Annotated in this window: 20 protein-coding genes; 3 read left to right on the top strand and 17 right to left on the bottom strand. The window is 44.3% G+C overall.

Annotation, left to right across the window (positions count from 1 at the left end; translation table 11 throughout):
- Window positions 1-96 precede the first annotated feature (96 nt).
- On the top strand, window positions 97-1,704 hold the full coding sequence (locus AC787_RS19605; protein WP_054026330.1) for a glycoside hydrolase family 43 protein: 1,608 nt from the start codon (window positions 97-99) through the stop codon (window positions 1,702-1,704).
- A gap of 155 nt (window positions 1,705-1,859) precedes the next feature.
- Here AC787_RS19605 and AC787_RS19600 read toward each other — a convergent pair whose 3' ends face one another.
- The 5 genes from AC787_RS19600 to AC787_RS19580 all read right to left on the bottom strand — a co-directional run bounded on the left by AC787_RS19600 (window position 1,860) and on the right by AC787_RS19580 (window position 7,722).
- Window positions 1,860-2,744 carry a carbohydrate ABC transporter permease gene (locus AC787_RS19600; protein WP_054026329.1) on the bottom strand — a complete coding sequence of 295 codons (885 nt, stop codon included), beginning with the start codon at window positions 2,742-2,744 and terminating at the stop codon, window positions 1,860-1,862.
- 13 nt (window positions 2,745-2,757) lie between these two features.
- Entirely contained in the window at window positions 2,758-3,639 is an 882-nt protein-coding gene (locus AC787_RS19595; RefSeq protein ID WP_054026328.1) for a carbohydrate ABC transporter permease, read from the bottom strand.
- Between the two features lie 94 nt (window positions 3,640-3,733).
- A complete protein-coding gene (locus AC787_RS19590) occupies window positions 3,734-5,065 on the bottom strand; it encodes an extracellular solute-binding protein (RefSeq protein WP_054026327.1) in 1,332 nt (443 codons plus the stop codon).
- Between the two features lie 106 nt (window positions 5,066-5,171).
- Window positions 5,172-5,963: a response regulator transcription factor gene (locus tag AC787_RS19585; protein WP_054026326.1), complete on the bottom strand. Its 792-nt coding sequence runs from the start codon at window positions 5,961-5,963 to the stop codon at window positions 5,172-5,174.
- The gene (locus tag AC787_RS19580; protein WP_054026325.1) at window positions 5,938-7,722 is read right to left on the bottom strand and encodes a sensor histidine kinase; all 1,785 of its coding nucleotides are present in this window, start codon (window positions 7,720-7,722) and stop codon (window positions 5,938-5,940) included. Before AC787_RS19580 ends, AC787_RS19585 begins: the two co-directional genes overlap by 26 nt.
- Before the next feature lie 261 nt (window positions 7,723-7,983).
- Here AC787_RS19580 and AC787_RS19575 point away from each other — a divergent pair, with 261 nt between their 5' ends.
- Window positions 7,984-8,376: a GGDEF domain-containing protein gene (locus AC787_RS19575; protein ID WP_054026324.1), complete on the top strand. Its 393-nt coding sequence runs from the start codon at window positions 7,984-7,986 to the stop codon at window positions 8,374-8,376.
- A gap of 83 nt (window positions 8,377-8,459) precedes the next feature.
- Here AC787_RS19575 and AC787_RS19570 read toward each other — a convergent pair whose 3' ends face one another.
- Window positions 8,460-8,972, bottom strand: a complete 513-nt coding sequence (locus AC787_RS19570) for a GNAT family N-acetyltransferase (protein ID WP_054026323.1) — start codon at window positions 8,970-8,972, stop codon at window positions 8,460-8,462.
- 29 nt (window positions 8,973-9,001) lie between these two features.
- Window positions 9,002-9,949: a phosphotransferase enzyme family protein gene (locus AC787_RS19565; protein ID WP_414730990.1), complete on the bottom strand. Its 948-nt coding sequence runs from the start codon at window positions 9,947-9,949 to the stop codon at window positions 9,002-9,004.
- A gap of 184 nt (window positions 9,950-10,133) precedes the next feature.
- Here AC787_RS19565 and AC787_RS19560 point away from each other — a divergent pair, with 184 nt between their 5' ends.
- The gene (locus AC787_RS19560; protein WP_054026321.1) at window positions 10,134-10,973 is read left to right on the top strand and encodes an ROK family protein; all 840 of its coding nucleotides are present in this window, start codon (window positions 10,134-10,136) and stop codon (window positions 10,971-10,973) included.
- 151 nt (window positions 10,974-11,124) lie between these two features.
- Here the strand turns inward: AC787_RS19560 and AC787_RS19555 are convergent, their stop codons facing one another.
- The 10 genes from AC787_RS19555 to AC787_RS19510 all read right to left on the bottom strand — a co-directional run bounded on the left by AC787_RS19555 (window position 11,125) and on the right by AC787_RS19510 (window position 20,076).
- Window positions 11,125-11,466 carry a DUF1801 domain-containing protein gene (locus AC787_RS19555; protein ID WP_054026320.1) on the bottom strand — a complete coding sequence of 114 codons (342 nt, stop codon included), beginning with the start codon at window positions 11,464-11,466 and terminating at the stop codon, window positions 11,125-11,127.
- 91 nt (window positions 11,467-11,557) lie between these two features.
- On the bottom strand, window positions 11,558-11,992 hold the full coding sequence (locus AC787_RS19550) for a YciI family protein (RefSeq protein WP_054026319.1): 435 nt from the start codon (window positions 11,990-11,992) through the stop codon (window positions 11,558-11,560).
- A 92-nt stretch (window positions 11,993-12,084) separates the two neighbouring features.
- Window positions 12,085-13,374, bottom strand: a complete 1,290-nt coding sequence (locus tag AC787_RS19545) for an RNA polymerase sigma factor (protein WP_054026318.1) — start codon at window positions 13,372-13,374, stop codon at window positions 12,085-12,087.
- The gene (locus AC787_RS19540; RefSeq protein WP_054026317.1) at window positions 13,371-13,805 is read right to left on the bottom strand and encodes a YciI family protein; all 435 of its coding nucleotides are present in this window, start codon (window positions 13,803-13,805) and stop codon (window positions 13,371-13,373) included. The genes AC787_RS19545 and AC787_RS19540 overlap by 4 nt, the downstream gene beginning before the upstream one ends.
- Window positions 13,806-14,175: 370 nt before the next feature.
- Window positions 14,176-14,934, bottom strand: a complete 759-nt coding sequence (locus AC787_RS19535) for an aminoglycoside adenylyltransferase domain-containing protein (protein ID WP_054026316.1) — start codon at window positions 14,932-14,934, stop codon at window positions 14,176-14,178.
- Window positions 14,931-15,515: a GNAT family N-acetyltransferase gene (locus tag AC787_RS19530; protein ID WP_054026315.1), complete on the bottom strand. Its 585-nt coding sequence runs from the start codon at window positions 15,513-15,515 to the stop codon at window positions 14,931-14,933. Before AC787_RS19530 ends, AC787_RS19535 begins: the two co-directional genes overlap by 4 nt.
- Window positions 15,516-15,714: 199 nt before the next feature.
- Entirely contained in the window at window positions 15,715-16,764 is a 1,050-nt protein-coding gene (locus AC787_RS19525) for a Gfo/Idh/MocA family protein (protein WP_054026314.1), read from the bottom strand.
- On the bottom strand, window positions 16,761-17,513 hold the full coding sequence (locus AC787_RS19520; protein ID WP_054026313.1) for a ThuA domain-containing protein: 753 nt from the start codon (window positions 17,511-17,513) through the stop codon (window positions 16,761-16,763). The genes AC787_RS19525 and AC787_RS19520 overlap by 4 nt, the downstream gene beginning before the upstream one ends.
- Before the next feature lie 24 nt (window positions 17,514-17,537).
- Window positions 17,538-19,127 (bottom strand): extracellular solute-binding protein, encoded by a 1,590-nt coding sequence (locus AC787_RS19515; protein ID WP_235561018.1) that lies wholly within the window; start codon window positions 19,125-19,127, stop codon window positions 17,538-17,540.
- A 43-nt stretch (window positions 19,128-19,170) separates the two neighbouring features.
- Window positions 19,171-20,076 carry a carbohydrate ABC transporter permease gene (locus AC787_RS19510; RefSeq protein WP_235561087.1) on the bottom strand — a complete coding sequence of 302 codons (906 nt, stop codon included), beginning with the start codon at window positions 20,074-20,076 and terminating at the stop codon, window positions 19,171-19,173.
- Between the last annotated feature and the right edge of the window lie 23 nt (window positions 20,077-20,099).

Genomic DNA, 20,099 nt, shown 5'->3' with positions numbered 1-20,099 from the left:
AATATCAACATGGTATGGATATGGGAACGGGTTAAAATCATTGCTATGATATAGATAGTATAGATTACATTTCATTTCCTAAAAAGGAGAAAAGATATGACTGCCATCCAAAATCCGATTTTACCTGGCTTTAATCCAGACCCCTGTATCTGCCGTGTAGGAGAAGACTACTATATTGCGGTTTCAACCTTCGAATGGTTTCCCGGCGTCGGCATTTACCACTCTAAGGATTTAAAAAACTGGAGGCTTGCCTCAAGACCTTTAAGTAGGCTCAGCCAGCTGAACATGATGGGCAATCCTGATTCTGGCGGTATTTGGGCTCCCGCACTATCCTATAGTGACAATAAATTTTGGCTCATCTATACCGATGTGAAAGTGACCGAAGGACAATGGAAAGACTGCCACAACTATTTGGTTACCTGCGACACGATTGATGGCGAATGGTCCGAGCCCATTCATGTGAATAGCTCCGGCTTCGATCCATCGTTGTTCCATGACGAGGACGGCAAAAAGTATTTTGTAAACATGATGTGGGATCAACGGGTCGGCCATCACAACTTCTATGGTATTTTGCTACAGGAATACAGCGCGAGTGAGCAGAAGCTAATCGGCAAACCTGAAATTATTTTCAAAGGAACCGATATTAAGCTGACCGAAGCTCCTCATCTCTATAAAATGAATGGCTACTATTACTTGCTTACGGCTGAGGGCGGCACCAAATATGAGCATCAGGCGACCATCGCTCGCTCCAAACAGCTTACCGGACCATATGAGGTGCATCCAGAAAATCCGTTAATCTCATCGTTCCATGCACCGCGTATTCCATTGCAAAAGGCTGGCCATGCTTCTATCGTTCAAACGCATACGGGCGAGTGGTTCTTAGTGCATCTAGTTGGACGACCTCTCTCCAGAGAAGGCCAGCCGCTGCTTGATCCGCGTGGATACTGCCCGCTTGGCAGAGAAACAGCTATTCAGCGGCTCGAATGGCGCAATGATTGGCCTTATGTCGTTGGCGGCAACCAGCCTTCCCTTGTCATTGAAGGACCGAACATTCCAGAAGTGAAATGGGAGCGCGATTATCCAGTTAAGGACGATTTCGATAGCAGCACGCTAAATCTGCATTTCCAAAGCCTGCGCATCCCTTTAGGAGATCAAATTGTTTCTTTGACCGATAACCCTGGACATCTTCGTCTATACGGCAAAGAATCATTGACTTCCAAATTTACGCAGTCATTTATCGCAAGGAGATGGCAGCATTTCAACTTTACAGCTGAAACAAAAATCGCATTTCAACCGACGTCCTTCCAACAATCAGCTGGGCTTGTGAACTACTACAACACGCAAAACTGGACATCTTGCCAAATCTCATGGAATGAGGAAAAGGGAAGAATTTTGCAGCTTGTTGCATGCGATAATTTTTCGTTCTCTGAGCCGCTTCAAGGAAACGAAATAGCGATTCCAGAAGACGTTGCCTATGTGCATATTCGTGTTGACGTAGAGAATACACTGTACTACTATTCTTATTCGTTTGATGGCAAGAGCTGGACTCGTCTGCCTGTAAACTTCGAATGCTACAAGCTATCGGATGACTACATTCAAGGCGGCGGCTTCTTCACAGGCGCATTCGTCGGCATGCAGTGTCAGGATACATCGGGACGCAGCCTGCATGCAGACTTTGATTATTTTATATACGACAATCATTAATGAAGCAAGTAAGCTTTTGGGAGCTGAGCATCGTTCCTAAGAGCTTTCTTTTTTTTATACTTTACATAAACGAAAGAACCTCCATAATCACTGCTGTGATTGGAGGTTCTTGAACGATTCAAATACTGCCAAGCGAACGACGTCCATCATCAGCTTTAGCCTTTGACTGAACCTGCCGCTATGCCTTCAACGATACGATCGCTTAAGAATAGGAATGCAATCAATATTGGCAATATACTAATCATTAATGTAGCGCCGATTGCGCCCCAGTCCGTCGTATACTGCCCGATGAAGTTTTGCACGCCGACCGTCAGCGTTTTATAGGCATCTGAGCTTATAAATGTATTAACGAAAATAAATTCATTCCAATTATAAATCATGTTAATAATGCCTGTCGTTGCGATAACAGAGCCTGTCATCGGCAGTACGATTCGGAAAAATATTTTGTTCACGGAGCAGCCGTCAATAACCGCCGCTTCTTCTACCTCACGCGGCAAAGCATAATAGAAGCCAAGCAGGATCATAATCGTGATCGGCATATTGAACGCTACATAAGACAAAATAAGCGACAACGGATGATCAATGAGATGTATTTTGTTGAATATGCTGAACAACGGAATGAGCGTCGAATGCACCGGAATCATCATCGCAACCATGAATAAACCGAGTACAAAAGAGCTTCCCTTCCACTTCAGCCTTGTTATCGCGTAGGTAACCAGGCTGCCTAATACAATCGTAAGCACCGTCGCTACAACCGTAATCCATACGCTGTTGAAAAAGTAAACATCAATATTTCCAGCACTCCATACCTTCTCGTAATTTTCCCACCTAGGATTCATAGGCAGTGACAACGGAGGAAGATTGAATACTTCCTGATTGTTTTTAAGCGAGAAAAACAGCAGCCATACGAGCGGGAAAATTTGCAATATGGCAACGACCGATAACACGATATATAGTACGGAATAACCCAGTTTGCTTGCTATCCAAGCGCCGGAGCTTTTGTTTCCGTTCCTCAGCTGTCCTGCAGTTCCGTGCATCATGAAGCTTCCCTCCTTACGAATATTGAATCGTATCTTTTGTAGCAGTCAATTTTCGGATTATCCAAGTTACGATGAGACAGATGATAAGCAGGAAGAAGCCAATTGCACTGCCATAGCCAAAGTCATATGCCCGGAAAGCTTGGTGATACATGTACGATGCCATCACTTCACTGGAGCCATTTGGCCCTCCATCTGTCATGACGTAGATCAGATCAAAGTATTTTAGCGAGCCAACAACTGCCAGCACGATCGTTACTTTAATGACCTCCATCGCCAGCGGAAGCTTGATTTTGTAAGCGATTTGAAAGGCATTCGCACCGTCGATCTTCGCCGCTTCCTCAAGTGAAGCCGGGATGTTCTTAAGCGCAGCGTAATAAATTAAAATATAAAAGCCCGCATACTGCCAGAGGATTGGAATGAATAAAGCAAACAATACCAGTGAAGACTCAGCCAGCCATGCGGGAGGATTTGCAAACCCAATGGATTCGAGAAAGCTGTTCAGAATCCCATTCGTTGGATGATAAATTTTCAGCCAAAGCTGTGCAATCGCTACGGACGACAGCAGCATCGGAATCAAATATATTTTGCGAAAAAAATTGACGCCCTTTAGTTTGGCGGACAACACCATAGCAATAACTAAATAGAGAATGAGACTAAGTGTTGAAAAAACAGCTAACATAAGCGAATGACCGGCGCTGTTCCAAAACATTTTATCCTTAATTAGAGCTTGATAATTATCCAAACCAATAAACTTCATTGCTCCAATGCCATTCCACTGGTTTAATCCATAATAGCCAGTCAGAACGATTGGAATGTATACAATAGCTAATATCAGAAGCAGGGAAGGCAGCACATACAGTGCAATGATTCTTTTGTTCGACATGACCTTATCCAAATTAGCCGACTCCTTTCTCATTCTCAAGCAGTAAGCGTTTACCCGGCATCATATGCCGGGTAAACGGCTTCCCTGCTCCCTATTCTAGAAGCTGTCAGTTTCCTTTGGAAATGGCCGCATCATGCTCTTCAGAGAATTTCTCTGGTGTCACTGCTTTGCCGAATAACGCTTGAATTTGATTGAGATGCGTTTCTGCGGCATTTGCTTGCATTTGTACATCTGCAAACAAGGTAATGCTGCTAGCTTTGTTCATTTCATTGAACAGATCTACATATAGCTGAGGCAGCTCAAGCTTGGAAGTATCCACCTTCGTTGCTGGAATAACACCTGCTCCAGTAACGGATTGCTCGCCCCATTTTTCCACAAAATATTCTACGAAAGCTTTCGCTTCTGCTTTGACATTTGAGCTTTCTGAAACGAACAATCCAACGCCTGGTCCACCTACCCAGCTGTTGATATCGCCTTTGCCGCCTTCAACCGTTGGGAACTTGAAGAAACCAACGCTGTCGCGGAACTCTTTAGGAATATCTTCATTCGTTGTGAAGTTAGGAAGCTCCCACGTACCCATCATGTACATAGCCGCTTTGCTGTTCAGAAACTCTGATTTTGCTTCTTCGTTTGACAGGCCGTTAAAGCCTTTTACGAATGCATTGCTGTCTACTAGCGATTGTACCTCACTAGCCGCTTTTACTAGGTTTTCATCCTTGAAAGATCCTGAGCCGCTAATTGCCTTGGACAATGCTTCTTGTCCTGCAAAACGATCTGCAAGGTACATGTACCACAAAGATCCAGTCCAGCGATCCTTGTTGCCAAGAGCGATTGGCGCGACACCGTTTTCAGAGAGCGTTTTCACAACTTGCTTAAATTGCTCATAGGTTTGCGGCACTTCCAGCTTGTATTTCTCAAAAAGCGCTTTATTGTAATATACCGGTGAAATATTGAATTCGAGCGGCAAACCATACGTTTTACCGTCTACAGCATAAGCCTCTGTTGTGCCGCTGACGAATTTGCCATTAAGATTTCCGCTAAGCAAATCATCCAGCGGTGTAAACAGCTTGCCCTCTACATACGGTTGAAGGAAGCCCGCTGCCCAAGTAACGCCTACATCCGGCAGTTGGTTTGATGCTGAAAGCACTTTCAACTTATTTTTATATTGTTCGTTGTCCAATACTTCTTGTTTGATCGTAACGTTAGGGTTCTCTTTTTGATATTCAGAAATGATTTGATTCACAATTTTGTTTTGTCCAGCCGATACACCCTCAGGCCATAAGTGCATAAAGTTAACCGTTACTTTCTCGGAACCGCTTCCATTTGCACCATTCTTTGAATCCTCTTTACCGCCATTGTTCGAATTTTGACCGCAGCCTGCTGCAACAACTGCAAGACATAGAGTCAATAGGAGAATCGTCCATTTCTTTTTGAACACGTTTACAACCCCTTTTCTGCTGGTGATAGATTTGAATCTTACAAATCCATTTTATCAACACGATGTCAGCATCGTAAGGGTACATGAATTGGGGAAAATACTACTTTTATTGGATTGTCTCCTCGGAATGAGCGATCGTTCTTCGATATTGACCCGGGCTAGTTCCTTCAAGCGAACGAAAAACTTTCACAAAATATTTCGCCGTTTGATAACCGACTTGTTCAGCAATATCAGCAATCGCAAGTCTTGTCGTAGACAGTAATTCCTTAGCTCTCTGCACCCTTTTTCTCGTTAAATAATCGCTAAACGTAAGCCCCGTCTGCTCCTTAAAGAGCACGCTGAGATAGCTTGCATTCATATGCAAATGCTCTGCTGTATCGCGCATAGTGAGCGGCTTCTGCCAATTGTCTTTTAAATACTGAATCGCTTCTTGCACCTGCGGGCTATAGCGGTCTTCTTCCTGCGCAATATCCAGCAGCTTCGGGTCCATTAGCTTCTCCATGCGCTCAATCCGGTGTTTGCTTTCTTCTCTTTTCATAGCAAGCTCTACCGCTTTAATAAGTTTAGTTTTATCCAAAGGCTTGAGCAGATATTCGACCACGCCAAACTGCAGCGCCTTCTGTGCGTAATCAAACTCAGGGTGACCCGAAATAATGATGACGATAGGAGGATGCAGCAGCTGCTCGTTTATTCGCTCCACTAAATCCAAGCCTCCGATTTCAGGCATGCGTATATCGGTGATTAGCAAATTCGCCTCGTTATGCTTCAGCCACTCCATCGCTTCTATCCCATTGGATGCGGTCTCTATCCGATATTGTCCAGCCGACCATGCTTCAAGCACTTTGCGTACGCCTTCCCTCGTTCTCGGTTCATCATCCACGATCAGTATGGTTTTCAATTGGAATTTCCCTCCCATGTTCATTCGGTATCTCAAAGGCAACGGTTGTGCCGCTGCCGATCTCGCTCTTTATTTCCAAGCCGTTGGTTTCCAAATGATAATAAAGCAGCAATCTCCGCTCCACATTGCTTATGCCAACCCCAGTTCCTTTGGAGGAAGTTTGATGCTGGCCTTTGTCCATTGCTGCGTACAAAGCCCGAATTTTCTCCTCATCCATGCCTGGTCCATTATCCGTCACTGCAATGCGAGTATAACCCGTCCGCTCAGACGGCTCGACCCGAATAACAACGGTGCCTGCCCCAATTCGCTGCTCAACGCCGTGCAGAATAGCATTTTCCACGAGCGGTTGAATAAGAAGCTTAGGAATCGGCACGCTGCGGCAATTTTCTTCCGATTCCACCTTCCATGCCAGCCTATCAATCATGCGCATATCCATTATTTTCAAATACCGCTGCGCATGCTCAAGCTCATCACCGATCGTTACCCATTCATCCTCATCCGCGTGTGAAATGACATATCGGAACAAACCAGACATTGCAATAACAACATCCGCCAGCTCCTCTTCGCCTTTCTCATCCAGCGCCCAATAAAAGGCTTCCAGTGTATTAAACAAAAAGTGCGGATTAATTTGCGCTTGCAGCGCCTTCAGCTCCGTCCGGCTTTGAACAATTTCCTTCTGATAAACAACATCAATGAGCTCATTCAAAGAGCCAACCATCTGATTATACGTATTATTAAGCTCATTAATTTCCATCGTTTTGGACGTAACCGGTATCGGCTTCAAGGTCCCGAACTTCGCATTGCGCATCACTTTAATCAAATTCAATATCGGGCGAGTAATCATCGTTGATAAAATAAAAGTTAAAATAAGAAATAACATGCCGCCTACTAAAATCGAAACAATAATAACGGTACGTAAAATCGAAATGCCCTCGGCAGCATACTTTATCGGCGTTAAAATAATAATTTTCCAGCCGGTCATTTCCGATTTTTTCTCAATGGCCATGAAACGTTCTCCGTCCAGCGCTACCGTCTCATCCCCCTGATTAAGCATCTTCTCAACGTCTACTTCCTTCGAAAAATCGGAGGTAATGGTCTGGTTCTCGGCATCGAATAAACCCATCATTTCGCTGGAGCTATTGTCAGCATTACCATTCGATTCCGTGAGCTCAAAATATTTTTTATCAATTTGCACCATCAAATACCCTGCATGCGAGAAGGAATGGTCAATAAGCCGAACATGGCGAATCGCAATGATGGAATCGGGGTACCTCGGGTCCATTCCGAACCAGACCAACCTGCCTCTTCCCTTGTCCACAAGGCTAAGCCAGTCCATAGATACCCGGTTGTCCAAGCTTATATCCGTAAGCGGGAACAGCATTCGATAGTCCGTTGTATACAGCTCCAACGAGCGAATCCCCGTTGCATAAGCTTCTTGCTTTCGTATCTCCTGCTGAAGGGATTGACGCTCTTCAAAGCTGATCTTGCGTCCTTGCACTTCTTGTGCCATCAACCGCTGGATCGTTGCGTTTGTTGCTACCTGCATCGTGAACGTATCGATCTGCCGCAGCAGCACATCCAGCTTGCCTGTCGCTTGAACAGCCGTTTGTTGAATATGTTTTTCCGCATTGTTGCGCAGCAGAACGGAAACTTGATCATACGTAAAAAAGCCGACCGCCCCCAGCACGATAACCATAACGAGCATGAAGCCAAGGAAAATTTGATTACGCAATGTATTCATTTGTCCGAAACGATTCATGCCTACACTCCTTGTCCCATTCATTTCGTTTTTACTATACACAATTAAGATAATAAAAAGAAAGCCCTATCATTTCCACTGCTAATATATTAATTAATTAGATTAATAATCCATTGTTCACTGTAATCAGATATAATGATCATAAGCTTATGGCATATCAGAGGATCTACTTACTAATCATCTTAGAGAGGGGAATTCCGATGACCGTTGATTTCCTAGTACGCAATAACGTAAATGTTTTAGGCAAAGGTGAACAAACGATTGTGTTTAATTATCAATATTGATCGTTTTAAAAGCATTAACGATACCTATGGGCATCAGGTCGGTGATTTGGTTCTTACAGAGCTGGCACAACTACTCGTATCCACTTCGAGAGAAGACGACATTGTGGCTCGATTTGGAGGAGAGGAATTCGTCATTATTATTCCTAATACCAATCTGGAGAATGCCATATTAGCAGCCGAAAGGTATCGCAGCAAGACTGAAACAGCTAATTGGGGAGAATATCATGTGACCGTTAGTATTGGCGCAGCAACGATTACGCAGGAGGATACCGATCAATCCTTGCTTCAAAAAGCTGATCAAGCGCTTTACAACTCCAAAAAAAGCGGGAGAAACCGGGTCACACACTACTCCAATTTGGAGGAGGGTTAATCGCTTGTTCCCCATTCTAAAAATAGGAAATAGACCGAGAACCATATTATTGAATGGTTTCGGTCTATTTTGATTTCTAATTTTCATATAGTTCGATTCAAGTAATAATAAAAAAGCCCATCTCTTAATTCTGCTTCCTTCTCAAAATGCAGCCTATTCAGCAGTTGAATGGATTTTCCATTTTGCTGTTCCACGGTGGCTTCGATCATCGATAAACCCATCTGTTCAAATCCATAGGCTATTACAGGGAGCAGCGCTTCTTGCATTAACCCCTTTCCCCAGAATTCCTTAGCTAAATCAAATCCTATTTCTGCTTTAGGCTGCGCTCCTTGAACCCAGCAATGGAAACCGCAAGTTCCAACGAGTCTATGATCCTTTTTACTGAAAATACCCCATCGGCAGCCCTTATCATCGATGTGATATTGAATAATCTCTCTGGCCTCGTTTAAATTTTCACATGGGTTGATATCCATAAATCTGGTCACATTTTCATCCGAAAAATGCTTATATATTGCTTCAGAATCATCTAAAGTCAAAATAGAAAGCCTCAAACGTTCTGTCTCTAGTTCAGGAAATACAAAATCATAAGCAGTCAATTCACAACACCTCCGCTCAGCTAACCTTTTTACAAAAAGTGATCATACTCCATTCGCATTCTATATAAATTGATGATTCGAACTTGTTCCTCACTTAATTGTTCATGATTCCAATACATATGCATCAAGTTGTATTCAAACAGCTGTTTCAATTTCAAAAAAAGAGGCAATGTATCGACCATCTCCTTAGATAGATCGTGCTCTTCTCTATATCCATCAAGGAGAGCTTCCGTAATGGACTGTCGATAGTCCTTTATGTTCCCTCCGCCTGAGAATGAGAATTCCATAGCAGAATAAATAGGCACAGCTAAATCAAAAATATTAAAATGTTTTTCACAATCTTGGAAATCAATCATCGTAATTTCAGAGCCGTCCACTAAGATGTTTTCTAGCCATAAATCACCGTGGATCAGTCCGTAGTTTGAATTATTTTTAGGCAAACCCTTAATCTCTGTTAAAAGACGATCTGCCATTTCTCGTATGGCTGTTTCTTCCTTCGGGATATGTGTGAGAAAATCATATTCCTTATTTTCGTACCAATCCTTAAGATGTGCCGTAGACTCAAGATAGGACTGGGTTACACGATGCATCTTGCCTATTTGTTTTCCAACCTTTTTAAGTACAGATTTGTTCCACTCCGCCCGTGGCAAATGAATGCCCGCCGAAGCTTTATATACAACGGCCAGCTTTTCTTCATCCAGCATGATCTTTTCAATATATTGATGATTAGAAGATAGGACAGCTTCAGAAGCGCCAACGCCTTGATGGCATAAAAAATTCGTCCAGCTTACTTCCTCTAACTGCTCGTGATAGGTTTTATAATTCGTTATTCGAACAAAAAAGGTTTCCTGCTTAGCAAGACAACGATAGATTTCATTGGTTACCGTTTCCACCTTATAACAACCAATAGAATAAGCTTCCTTAAGAAATTTCAATATATTTTCTTCCATATTTGTATTCGCCTCTTTATAAATAATTATCTAAACCACTTCTTTAGATTACCACTTATAAACAGCCGACTCCGATCAAATACAATTATACTTGTTCTTGGCATGGCCAAAATACTCTTATTGCAGCTATTTTCTATAATTTATATAAAATGGATATTTTTTTGGAAATAGTAGACTTCTTACTCTACCCTATAATAGGAGTGACTATGGTATGAATTCATATGTTGGCATCGAAATAGACGGCGGTCAGATGTACATGATGGCGGATACGCCAAATGGCTGTCTAGAGCATATTTTTCCTATCGCCAGAGATTGCTCGCTGCTCGAGCTGCAGCAGGAGGTCGAAGCTTTTGTAGCCAAGCTGACTTATACACCAAGCGGCATCGGCATCGGTATGCCGGGACTCGTTGTTGGTACGGATAAAGTAGAGCTAAGTCATGTTTTACCTGTGTTAAACGGAGCTACAGCAGATATGTTTACGACAGCAGCAGGCATTCCTGTAGCATTCATTAACGACGTTAAGGCTGCAACGCTGGCCGAGGCTGCACATTATCAGGACAACCATACCGTTGCGGTCATTATGTCTGATGCCTTCATCGCAGCAGGTGTAGTAGCCTCAGGCGAATTGCTGCTTGGTGCGAAGGGCTGGAGCGGTGAGCTCGGCTATATGATCCTTACCGTGAATGGCAAGCCAGCACTGCTCGATACTCTCGCCAGTGGTTACGCGATTACGAACCAAGCCGGCATAGATGATGCGGCAGTGCGTGAGCGGCTAGAAGCAGGCGATTCGCAGGTGACTGCGCTTATACGCCAAGCAGGGCAATATTTTGGCTACGCTTTAACTAACCTGCTTCATCTGTATAATCCCGATGTCATCGTGATTGGCGGCAGTACTCCGACATATAAAGGCTATATGGAAGCTGCCAAGGCTGCTCTTGAAGAACATGCGCTGCCTGAATTGTTAAAGTGCTGTAATCTAACAGAACCTAAGATTCATAACCGGGTCATCGCATTTGGCGTTAGAGAGTGGATAAGGAAGCTTACACAATAACCATATTTTCTGTTCTTTATTTACTCATAAAGAACAGAAAAGCCGGACACCATTCGAGTGAATGGTGCCCGGCCTTCTTATAGCTGCTCCTTATGTTGCTTCCCGCAAAAAAGAGCACCAGCAAGGTGCTCTTCTCATTCAAAATACATTCTTATAGTGTCGAGGCGGCCTGGCCAACTAACGACGTCAATTGATCATAATCAACTTTATTCCCCTGTTTAAGCTTAATGGTTTTCCGTTCAGGAGGACCGTCAAACAATGGCTCCGGAAACGATAGCTCACTTGCGTTAAAGATCGTAAAGCTCACCGCATCCTTCGAAGTAGAAATAACGGCAGCGTATTTTCCATTTTTCAAAAAATGAGGTTTCTTATACTGAATGCGCTCCTGAACGTCTGGGATAGCTCCATGAACAAGCTTGCGCAGCTCAAAACTCAGCTCCACTTGCCAAGGCTCTTTTATCGCTGCGATAAAATCTGTTACGTCTTGATTCATTTATTATTTCTCCTTTGTAATTGAAATTCTACCCGACTCTATCATTACGTCGAACGAGGATTAACTAAATCGACAGCTTCATAAAAAAAACTCAACTTTTATTTAGAATGTCAATTTGGTCTCTCAAATCCGCTTCCAGTGCCATCATTCTTGAGCCTTGCAGCAATTTCGTATCTTCAAGAAGCAGGCGCAGCTCAATTTCACCCTCGCCGCCGTAGGCTGGATTTGGCATACGCATCGCAAATGCAATGGCTTCTTCCTCCGATTTCACATCAATCAGCGTATATCCCGCAATTATTCCTTTTACCTCCGCAAAAGGACCGACTACAACATTCGGCTTCTCTCCGTATTCGGAATACGTGATCCGCAGTCCGCTCGAGCTGGGCTGCAGACCTTCAGCAGCTAAGAGCACACCTGCCTCAGCAAGAGAATCATTGAACGAAGCCATCTCATCCATAAGCTGTCGATCGGGCTTCACACCAGCTTCAGATTGCTTGGTTGCTTTAACAATCAACATATATCGCATATATATTTCCTCCCTATCGCTTGAGAACGGGGTGATTTCAAACCATCCTCTACTTCAGCAACGAATGGGGAGCTTCATAATCGACATGATCGTTATTTTTCATGATCTTCATTTTCTTTATCCGCTTCTAAAGACAAGCACTCGGCAGCACGATTCAGCAGAAGCTCGCGCTCGCGAGCGTTACGTGTCAACGAAGCAGCACGCTCAAACTCTGTGCGCGCCTCATCCATTCGGCCCAATTTAACCAGAAGATCTCCCCGGACGCTCGGCAGCAAATGATAGTCTTTTAACGATGCTGCGGATGTTAGCTCATCAACAATTTGAAGGCCGAACGCAGGACCGAAAGCCATTGCAATCGCTACCGCCCGATTTAATTCTACGATAGGGGACGGCATGACGCGCGACAAAGCTTCATATAAAGCGGCAATACGCGCCCAATCGGTCTCCGATGCCATCCGAGCTTTAGCATGGCACGCAGTAATCGCAGCTTGAAGCGCGTAAGGACCAAGCGGACGGCCGAGCTTTTGCGCTCGCTCAAGAGCGGCTAAGCCTCGGCGGATGAGCAGCTGATCCCATAAACTGCGGTTTTGATCCATCAGAAGAATCGGTTCGCCCGCAGCATTTACCCGTGTTTTGAAGCGTGACGATTGGAATTCCATTAAAGCAGCCAAACCATGCACTTCAGGCTCGGCGGGTGCAATTTCCGCCAGGATACGCCCTAGCCTTAGCGCTTCCTGGCAGAGCAGCGGTCGAAACCAGCTGCCGCCGGATGTCGCCGTATACCCCTCATTAAACATTAAATAGATCACTTCGAGTACAGTAGAGAGTCGTTCCTTGAGCTCATCGCCTACAGGAACCTCGAAACCAACTCGCAAGCTGCTTAACGTACGTTTCGCTCGAACAATCCGCTGTGCAATAGTCGACTCTGAAACAAGATAAGCATGTGCGATTTCATCCGTGGTAAGTCCTCCAAGCAAGCGCAGCGTCAAAGCTACTCTCGCCTCCTGAGATAGTGCAGGATGACATGTTGTGAAAATCAAGCGCAGGAGATCATCTCCGACCTCTCCATCCATCGCTATATGAATATCTTCCTCGGTATATAAGACCGTTCCTCGTCCAAACTCTTCATATTTCTGGTCGCGCAGCTTGCTCCTCCTAATCATATCAATCGCACGGCGTTTCGCTGCAGTCATAAGCCATGCTCCTGGATTATCCGGAATTCCGCTTTCCGGCCACTTCTCTAGTGCAATAATAAGCGCATCCTGTGCAAGGTCTTCCGCAAGGCCGACGTCGCGAACCATCCGCGCCAGCCCGGCTATAAGCTTGGCTGATTCAATACGCCAGATGGCATCAATTGTACGATGGACTGCAGACTGGCTCACGATTTTTTAGACCTCTCCATCTGTTCTCGAAACGCGGCTTCCATAGCCAGCGTTTCCGGATTTTGAGTCAAATCCATCGCATCAAGCACCTGCCGCAGCTCAATTTCGCCCTCGCCATTACCGTGAGGGTCCGGCATACGCATTGCCCATTCAATCGCTTCTTCCCTGGAATTCACCTCAATAAGCGTATAACCCGCTATTATCTCTTTGGCCTCAGTGAAAGGACCGTCAATTACTTTTGGCTTTTCACCGGGATTTGGATAGGAAATTCGTATGCCGTTCGAGCTTGCTTGAAGCCCATCCGCAGCGAGCAGCACGCCAGCCTTAGCCAATTCCTCGTTATAGCGAAGCATCGCTTCAAGTAGCTCCTGACTTGGCATAACCCCTGCCTCGGAATCCTTAGTACCCTTGACGATCATCATAAATCGCATATGTATGCCCTCCTGATTTTATAATGGAACCTCAATTATCCCTTTTTGCACAGTCGATAATCACATCCTTATTTAAACGACGAATAACAATGTGCTAAATCGACTTAGCGAGCTAAAATAATGCTAAATAAATTCATCATGTTGTCCGAACCCAGATCATTCCAGTTATTTATTCTTCATATCTAAATAAAATTCCTTTTATCTTAATCATGCGACTTGAAGCCAAATAAAAGCCTCTATGTCCGCTGCTTCTTCAATAGAGAAGAATCGAGGGAATTAGAGGCTCTGGTGTCCGTTAGCAAATATAATTTTGGGTATTTAACTATTAATCACATCAATGATTTAAGTCTATTCTTAACTTACGCCTCGCTCATATCAACTGCTTTATTTCACGTAACATATTGTCTGCAAAAGCTGCTAAAAGTTCAGGATCAAACTCTTGCTTACCTGTAACTCCGGTGTACTCGTCTAGGCACTTCCTAACCAAGTCTTGGTACTCATTCGGTAATGCTTTGACTCCCCATTCTCCTCCTTCTTTTTTGGACGATATATTCCCATCTCTCAGATAGAACAGAACTCTACACAGGTTCAAGGTAATATACATTGGTTGATCCATAATGTCATCCGAAGCATCTTTAATATCATAATAAATGGAGGCCAGATAATACTTTCTATCGATAGGCTCATATAACTCAGCAAGCGACTTGCCATATAAGGTTTTCCCCCGATAATAGGCAACAACGAGCTGAGCTGCAAAGTCATTGTCTTCGTACCCGCCGCAAACATAATTCTCGTCTGATTGATACCTTTCCTTGTGGAAATCGGAATAATGCATTTCACATGGCGTAGGATAGACGAAGGCATTCAGGTGAGACTCCAAAATCACACTAAACTCCATTCCTCTCTCATTTGGCATTTCATCATCCAGCTCTAATACTAATTTTGCAATTCTCTTTTTGTTTTCCGCTGTCAAACTCTCTCTTATCACAACGATAAAATCGATATCACTTCTTTGGGGATGAAAACATCCCATAGCCAATGATCCATGTAAATAAATACCCGACAGATTTCCTTCAAGCTCTCCTTTAAACAAAAGAACAATTTTATCTAAGTACAGCTGCATGTTCATGCATCCCCCATCTTATCTTTTAATTCCTCGTTTTCAATCCCCGTTCTAACCTCATTATTAAATCTAAAAATCAATTTGTGCCCGTCGAATGTCATGCCAACCTCTTCTTCAAAATTACCCTTTGTATAGCCGGATACTGTTTTTCTCCAAAACTTTTGACCTACTATATTTTGCTCCATTGGATTAGTAAACAGCTCCCACTGGCCTTTAAACATCTCAAATACTTGAGTCGCGGCATTTTCTGCTATCCCTTTTCCTCTGTAAGGCTGCAGTATAAAGAAATCATTCACAAAATAGTCGACCCCTTTTGCACAATGAGGCGGTGTAGCAACAAGTATAAATCCCGCAGGAATATCATCAACCCTAATTAAGAAAGGGTACAGACAATCAGGCTTTTCCCACCAAATGTTCTGAACATCATATTGGTCCGTTAATGTTCTACACTCATTACTATCCTCAAAAATGCCATGTATGTTCGGCGTATGTCCGTAATGTCCGGATAAGTCGTGTAAATAAAGAGGATATAGATTTTTTATTACATAGGCTTCGTCTTGAGCAGCCAGCTTTACTTCTATTTTCATAACCTATCCCACTTTCGATCTGTGATTTAAATATCTATATGCTTCAAATTTATACCAGCATATGGTTACAATCAAGGTACAGTTTGACTGTAACTAAACGATTCGCTTTTTTGGGGCCGCTTCTACTAAAAGCAAAAAACCGGTTCAGCAAAGACTAGAATCGTCTTCACTGAACCGGAACAAGTTAATAAGAACAAATTTAGAGCTGTACGGTTGCTTTGGTTTCACTTGCCCTAATAATGGCATCCAATATTTCTTGATTGCGGTAGCCGTCCATAAAGCCAGCAATGCCATCCGGAACCGTTCCCTCAAGCAATGCCGTGAAATCGGCATACTGCGTAACTCTACAATGTGCAGGCACTTCGACAGTCACTCTCGCAATCTGTCCAGGAGTTTCCTCACGAATCCATATCAACTCATTTGGATTTAGCGTTGAAGCATGAAGCGTACCCGAATCTCCATAAATGGATACTTCGTGCTGGTTGCCCGATCCAATCGCATTGCGAGTCGTTTGGAAGACGCCCATAATATCGCCCTTCATACGAGCCTGGAAGCTCGCAAAGTCATCAACCTCGATTGTGACCATATTCCCGCTCGCTGGATCTTGCCGCTGGGGAATAATCGTATGCAGCTGTGCTGACAGCTCTTCGAACTCCCCAAAGAGAAAACGCGCCATATCGATCATATGCGAGCCCAGATCGCCAAGCGTCCCCGTGCCGGTAATGTCCTTGTTAAAGCGCCAGATATAAGGAACATTATTTGGTTCTGCGCCCCATCCCTGCAAATACTGGACACTAAAGCTGCGAACAGCTCCGATTTTACCCTCGCGCACAAGCTCTCGTACGTAACGGAAAGCAGGTGTGTAACGGTAGGTGAAAGCCATCATTGCTGGCACCGGCTGCTGTTCATACAATTCCAGAAGTGACTTAGCTTCCTCAAACTCACGGGTAAACGGTTTTTCTGCCATGAATGGCTTCCTTGCTTTCAAGCAAGCAAGGATAATTTCCGCATGGACGTTGTTTGGCGTAACGGACACTACTGCATCGACATCCGGGTCTTCAATTAGATTGGTGTAGTCCGAATATCGCTTGCCTTGAGCAACGTCAAGCTGTTCACCCACCTTGACTAACGCTTCTTCATACACATCGCTCACTGCAACGATCTCAAAGCGACCTTCCGCTTTCATCCACCTTATATGCTCCTGAGCCATCCCTCCCAAACCAATCAAACCGATACGAAATTTCCTCATACTTCGTTTACCTCTCTCGAGTCTGTCTTCGATTTAATAGGCTCCAGCGGAGATGCATTGCCATAAACAGGTTCGGCCGTTTGACTCGGCACTGCCCAGCGCACGCCGTTCTCGATTACCTTCTGGATTTCTTTATTGTAATAGGTCGGATACGTTTCATGGCCAGGACGGAAGTAGAAGATTTTCCCTTGTCCGCGGTGGTAAGTAACGCCGCTTCGGAACACTTCACCGCCTTCAAACCAAGAGACAAATACCAAATGATCAGGAGCCGGAATATTAAAATGCTCACCGTACATCTCTTCCTGCGGAAGCTCGATGTACTCGCCGAGTCCTGAAGCAATCGGATGAGCAGGGTCAATGACCCAAATCCGTTCCTTTTCATCTGCCTCGCGCCATTTTAGCTGCCCGGTCGGTGTGCCAAGCAGCTTGCTGAAAATTTTTGAGGCATGCCCCGAGTGCAGAACGATAAGTCCCATTCCCTTCAGCACTCTCTGGTACACCTTATCAACGACGGCCTCCTCAACCTCGTGATGTGCCAGGTGTCCCCACCAAATTAATACATCCGTCTGATTTAATACATGATCCGTCAGTCCATGCTCCGGTTCATCAAGAGTAGCTGTTCCGACTTCAAATCCAGCTTTCATTAGAAAATCTGCAATAGCGCCATGAATGCCGCTTGGGTAAATTCCACCGACAACTGGATTGTTTTTCTCATGACGATTTTCATTCCATACCGTTACTTTCACCATCACTTACAGGCTCCTTTACAACGATTACTTAACATTTGTGTAGCGTTTATAGGCATCACTGCGAATCTCTACCAATCGTTCAAGTCCCATACTGTTTAGCTGTTTAATGTACGCATCCCACTCCTGGTCGATGTTTCCTTTTATAATCCATTGAGCACGATTTGTTCTGACATAGCTGTCGATATCCGTAGTAAGCGTTGGAAGCTCTTTGAATTCCTCTACGTTGTACATAACATTCGGGAATGGCGTAGTTACATACTCACTTACGAGCTTGTCGATAGAGAGCTTCAGTCCGTCTCCGGTCGTTTCATCCAAAATAATGTTTTTCTCGAAGCTTGGGCTTACGTATTTAGGACCAAAATCACGGACCGATTGATCCCAGTACCATGCATCAGCGCTTGTGCCTTCCGGAGGAGTCAGCAGCGCATAATTGCCGTCGCCTTTTTTCTCAATAACGGTACCTATTGCACCCCAGAAATTTTGAATACTTGCTTCATTCGTGTAGAACTGATCCGCCCAGCGCGCAGCGACTTCTGGATTTTCATTAAACGTTGTAATCAGCATCTCATTGCGTCTTAAGCTTAATCCGACCGGGTCACCGGTTTGATAGCGTTGCCCATCAGGTCCAGCAATGGATGGAATAGCTGCATATTCATCTTTCCATTTGCCGAAAACAGCATCCGGTATCCATTGATTAGAGAAGCCGATCATAGCAGCATCAGGATTTTGCTGCTTTGCAGATAACATTGTGCTATCTTGCGTGAACAGCTCCTGATCGATCAAACCTTCCGAATACAATTTATGTGTCCATTTCAGCGCTTCTTTATATTCGTTCGATGTCGGGATGAAGACTGGCTCGCCGTCCTTAAGCATCATACTGTTGCCGTTCGAGTCTGTTATGCCGAATGGATTTAGAAAATCCATGCTAATGTCTACCGAGCCGCTAAAAGGAATTTCATCCGCTTTTCCGTTTTGGTTCGGGTCCTTTTCTTTGAACGCTTTGAACACATTGTACAAATCTTCAATATTATCAGGAACTTCAAGGCCGAGACGATCAAGCCAAGCTTTATTGATAACAGGTTGCATAGTCGACAATGGGCGCGATGGCAGCCTAGCAGGCAATGAATAAATTTTGCCGTCCGGGAATGTGCTGATTTGCTTCAGCTCTGGCGTTTCATCCATTGCTGCTTTAAGATTCGGCATGTATTTGTCGATATAGTCATCGAGCGGACGGAAATAGGATAAGTTGTTGACGATATCGGAATCCGAGAAAGCATTATCTCCAAAAATAATATCAGGAAGCTTGCCACTCGCCAGCATGATCGATTTTTGCTCGCCCCAGTCATTGGAGGACATGACTTGCCAGTTTATTTTAACGTTCGTTTCTTTTTCAAGATCCTGCAGCCATTTATTGTTTTTGAATGTATCTCCCATATTGCCCCAGCGAACGGTCAAAACATCCAGCGTGATTGGCGCCGTTACGATCGGCAGTCCTTCTTTGCTAAATTCGGACTCGGATTTGGCAGGAGCCTCCTCTTTTTTTCCAGCGCAACCCATAAGACTGATTAACATGCTTAAGCTTAGAACTAGTACAATGAACAATTTTTTCTTCATTTGAAAGTTCCCCCTATACATATTGTGAATGGCATATGGCTAATTACTTCACAGCGCCAATCATCACCCCCTGGTTGAAATATTTTTGAACGAACGGATACATGCACATGATTGGAAGCGTCGAGACGATTATAACGGAATAGCGCATCAGGTTGGCTAGGCGCATAGCAATGAGCGCTGCTTCGCCTGTTCCCATGCTCGACTGCATCTGGTTCGTAATTAATATGTTCCTCAAAACAAGCTGCAAGGGATACAAATCCTGATCCTTTAAGTAAATGAGTGCATTAAAATAGGAATTCCAATAGCCTACAGCCGTCCATAAGGCCAAAACCGATAGAATAGCTTTGGACAGCGGCAAAACAATCTGCACATAATACTTGAGGTTGCCGCAGCCATCCAGCTGCGCTGCTTCCCACAGATCGCCGGGAATGCTGGACTGGAAAAACGTACGCGCCACGATAATGTTAAAAACGGCAACGGAGAAAGGCAGCACCATAACAAGAAACGTGTCGTACAAATGAAAGTCGCGGATCGTCAGAAATGTAGGGATTAGACCGCCATTAAAAAACATCGTGAATATAAAAAATATGTTGATGCTCTTGCGGCCGACAAGATCCTTTCTGGATAGCGCATATGCCGCTGATACATTGATCGCCAAACTAATGATCGTCCCCACTACTGTATACAGGAGCGTATTTCGGTAGCCAATCCATATTTTGGAATGATTCAATAGCTCCTTATAGCCATCCAGTGTAAAGCCTTTTGGAAAAAGCCACATCTGACCATTAGCCACGGCGGCCGGATCACTGAATGATGCGATTACGATAAAATAAATCGGATAAACGATGAGAATCAGCATCACAATCGCAAACGAATATAACAACCATTCCATGACGTCCCAGGAACGCCTTTTTTGTTTATGTAATGCCGGTTGTGCCACGGTTTCCATTGCGCTCATCCGTATCCTTCCTT

Source organism: Bacillus sp. FJAT-28004, assembly GCF_001280845.1.
Lineage (GTDB): Bacteria > Bacillota > Bacilli > Paenibacillales > Paenibacillaceae > Pristimantibacillus.
The sequence above is the reverse complement of the archived record's forward strand: the minus strand, read 5'-3'. Positions and strand labels throughout refer to the sequence as shown.

Coding starts and splice junctions, on each gene's coding strand:
- AC787_RS19605 (WP_054026330.1), top strand. CDS start 97: ATGACTGCCATCCAAAATCCGATTTTACCTGGCTTTAATCCAGACCCC.
- AC787_RS19600 (WP_054026329.1), bottom strand. CDS start 2,744: ATGATGCACGGAACTGCAGGACAGCTGAGGAACGGAAACAAAAGCTCC.
- AC787_RS19580 (WP_054026325.1), bottom strand. CDS start 7,722: ATGAATCGTTTCGGACAAATGAATACATTGCGTAATCAAATTTTCCTT.
- AC787_RS19560 (WP_054026321.1), top strand. CDS start 10,134: ATGAATTCATATGTTGGCATCGAAATAGACGGCGGTCAGATGTACATG.
- AC787_RS19555 (WP_054026320.1), bottom strand. CDS start 11,466: ATGAATCAAGACGTAACAGATTTTATCGCAGCGATAAAAGAGCCTTGG.
- AC787_RS19550 (WP_054026319.1), bottom strand. CDS start 11,992: ATGCGATATATGTTGATTGTTAAAGCAACCAAGCAATCTGAAGCTGGT.
- AC787_RS19540 (WP_054026317.1), bottom strand. CDS start 13,805: ATGCGATTTATGATGATCGTCAAGGGTACTAAGGATTCCGAGGCAGGG.
- AC787_RS19535 (WP_054026316.1), bottom strand. CDS start 14,934: ATGAACATGCAGCTGTACTTAGATAAAATTGTTCTTTTGTTTAAAGGA.
- AC787_RS19530 (WP_054026315.1), bottom strand. CDS start 15,515: ATGAAAATAGAAGTAAAGCTGGCTGCTCAAGACGAAGCCTATGTAATA.
- AC787_RS19525 (WP_054026314.1), bottom strand. CDS start 16,764: ATGAGGAAATTTCGTATCGGTTTGATTGGTTTGGGAGGGATGGCTCAG.
- AC787_RS19520 (WP_054026313.1), bottom strand. CDS start 17,513: ATGGTGAAAGTAACGGTATGGAATGAAAATCGTCATGAGAAAAACAAT.
- AC787_RS19515 (WP_235561018.1), bottom strand. CDS start 19,127: ATGAAGAAAAAATTGTTCATTGTACTAGTTCTAAGCTTAAGCATGTTA.
- AC787_RS19510 (WP_235561087.1), bottom strand. CDS start 20,076: ATGGAAACCGTGGCACAACCGGCATTACATAAACAAAAAAGGCGTTCC.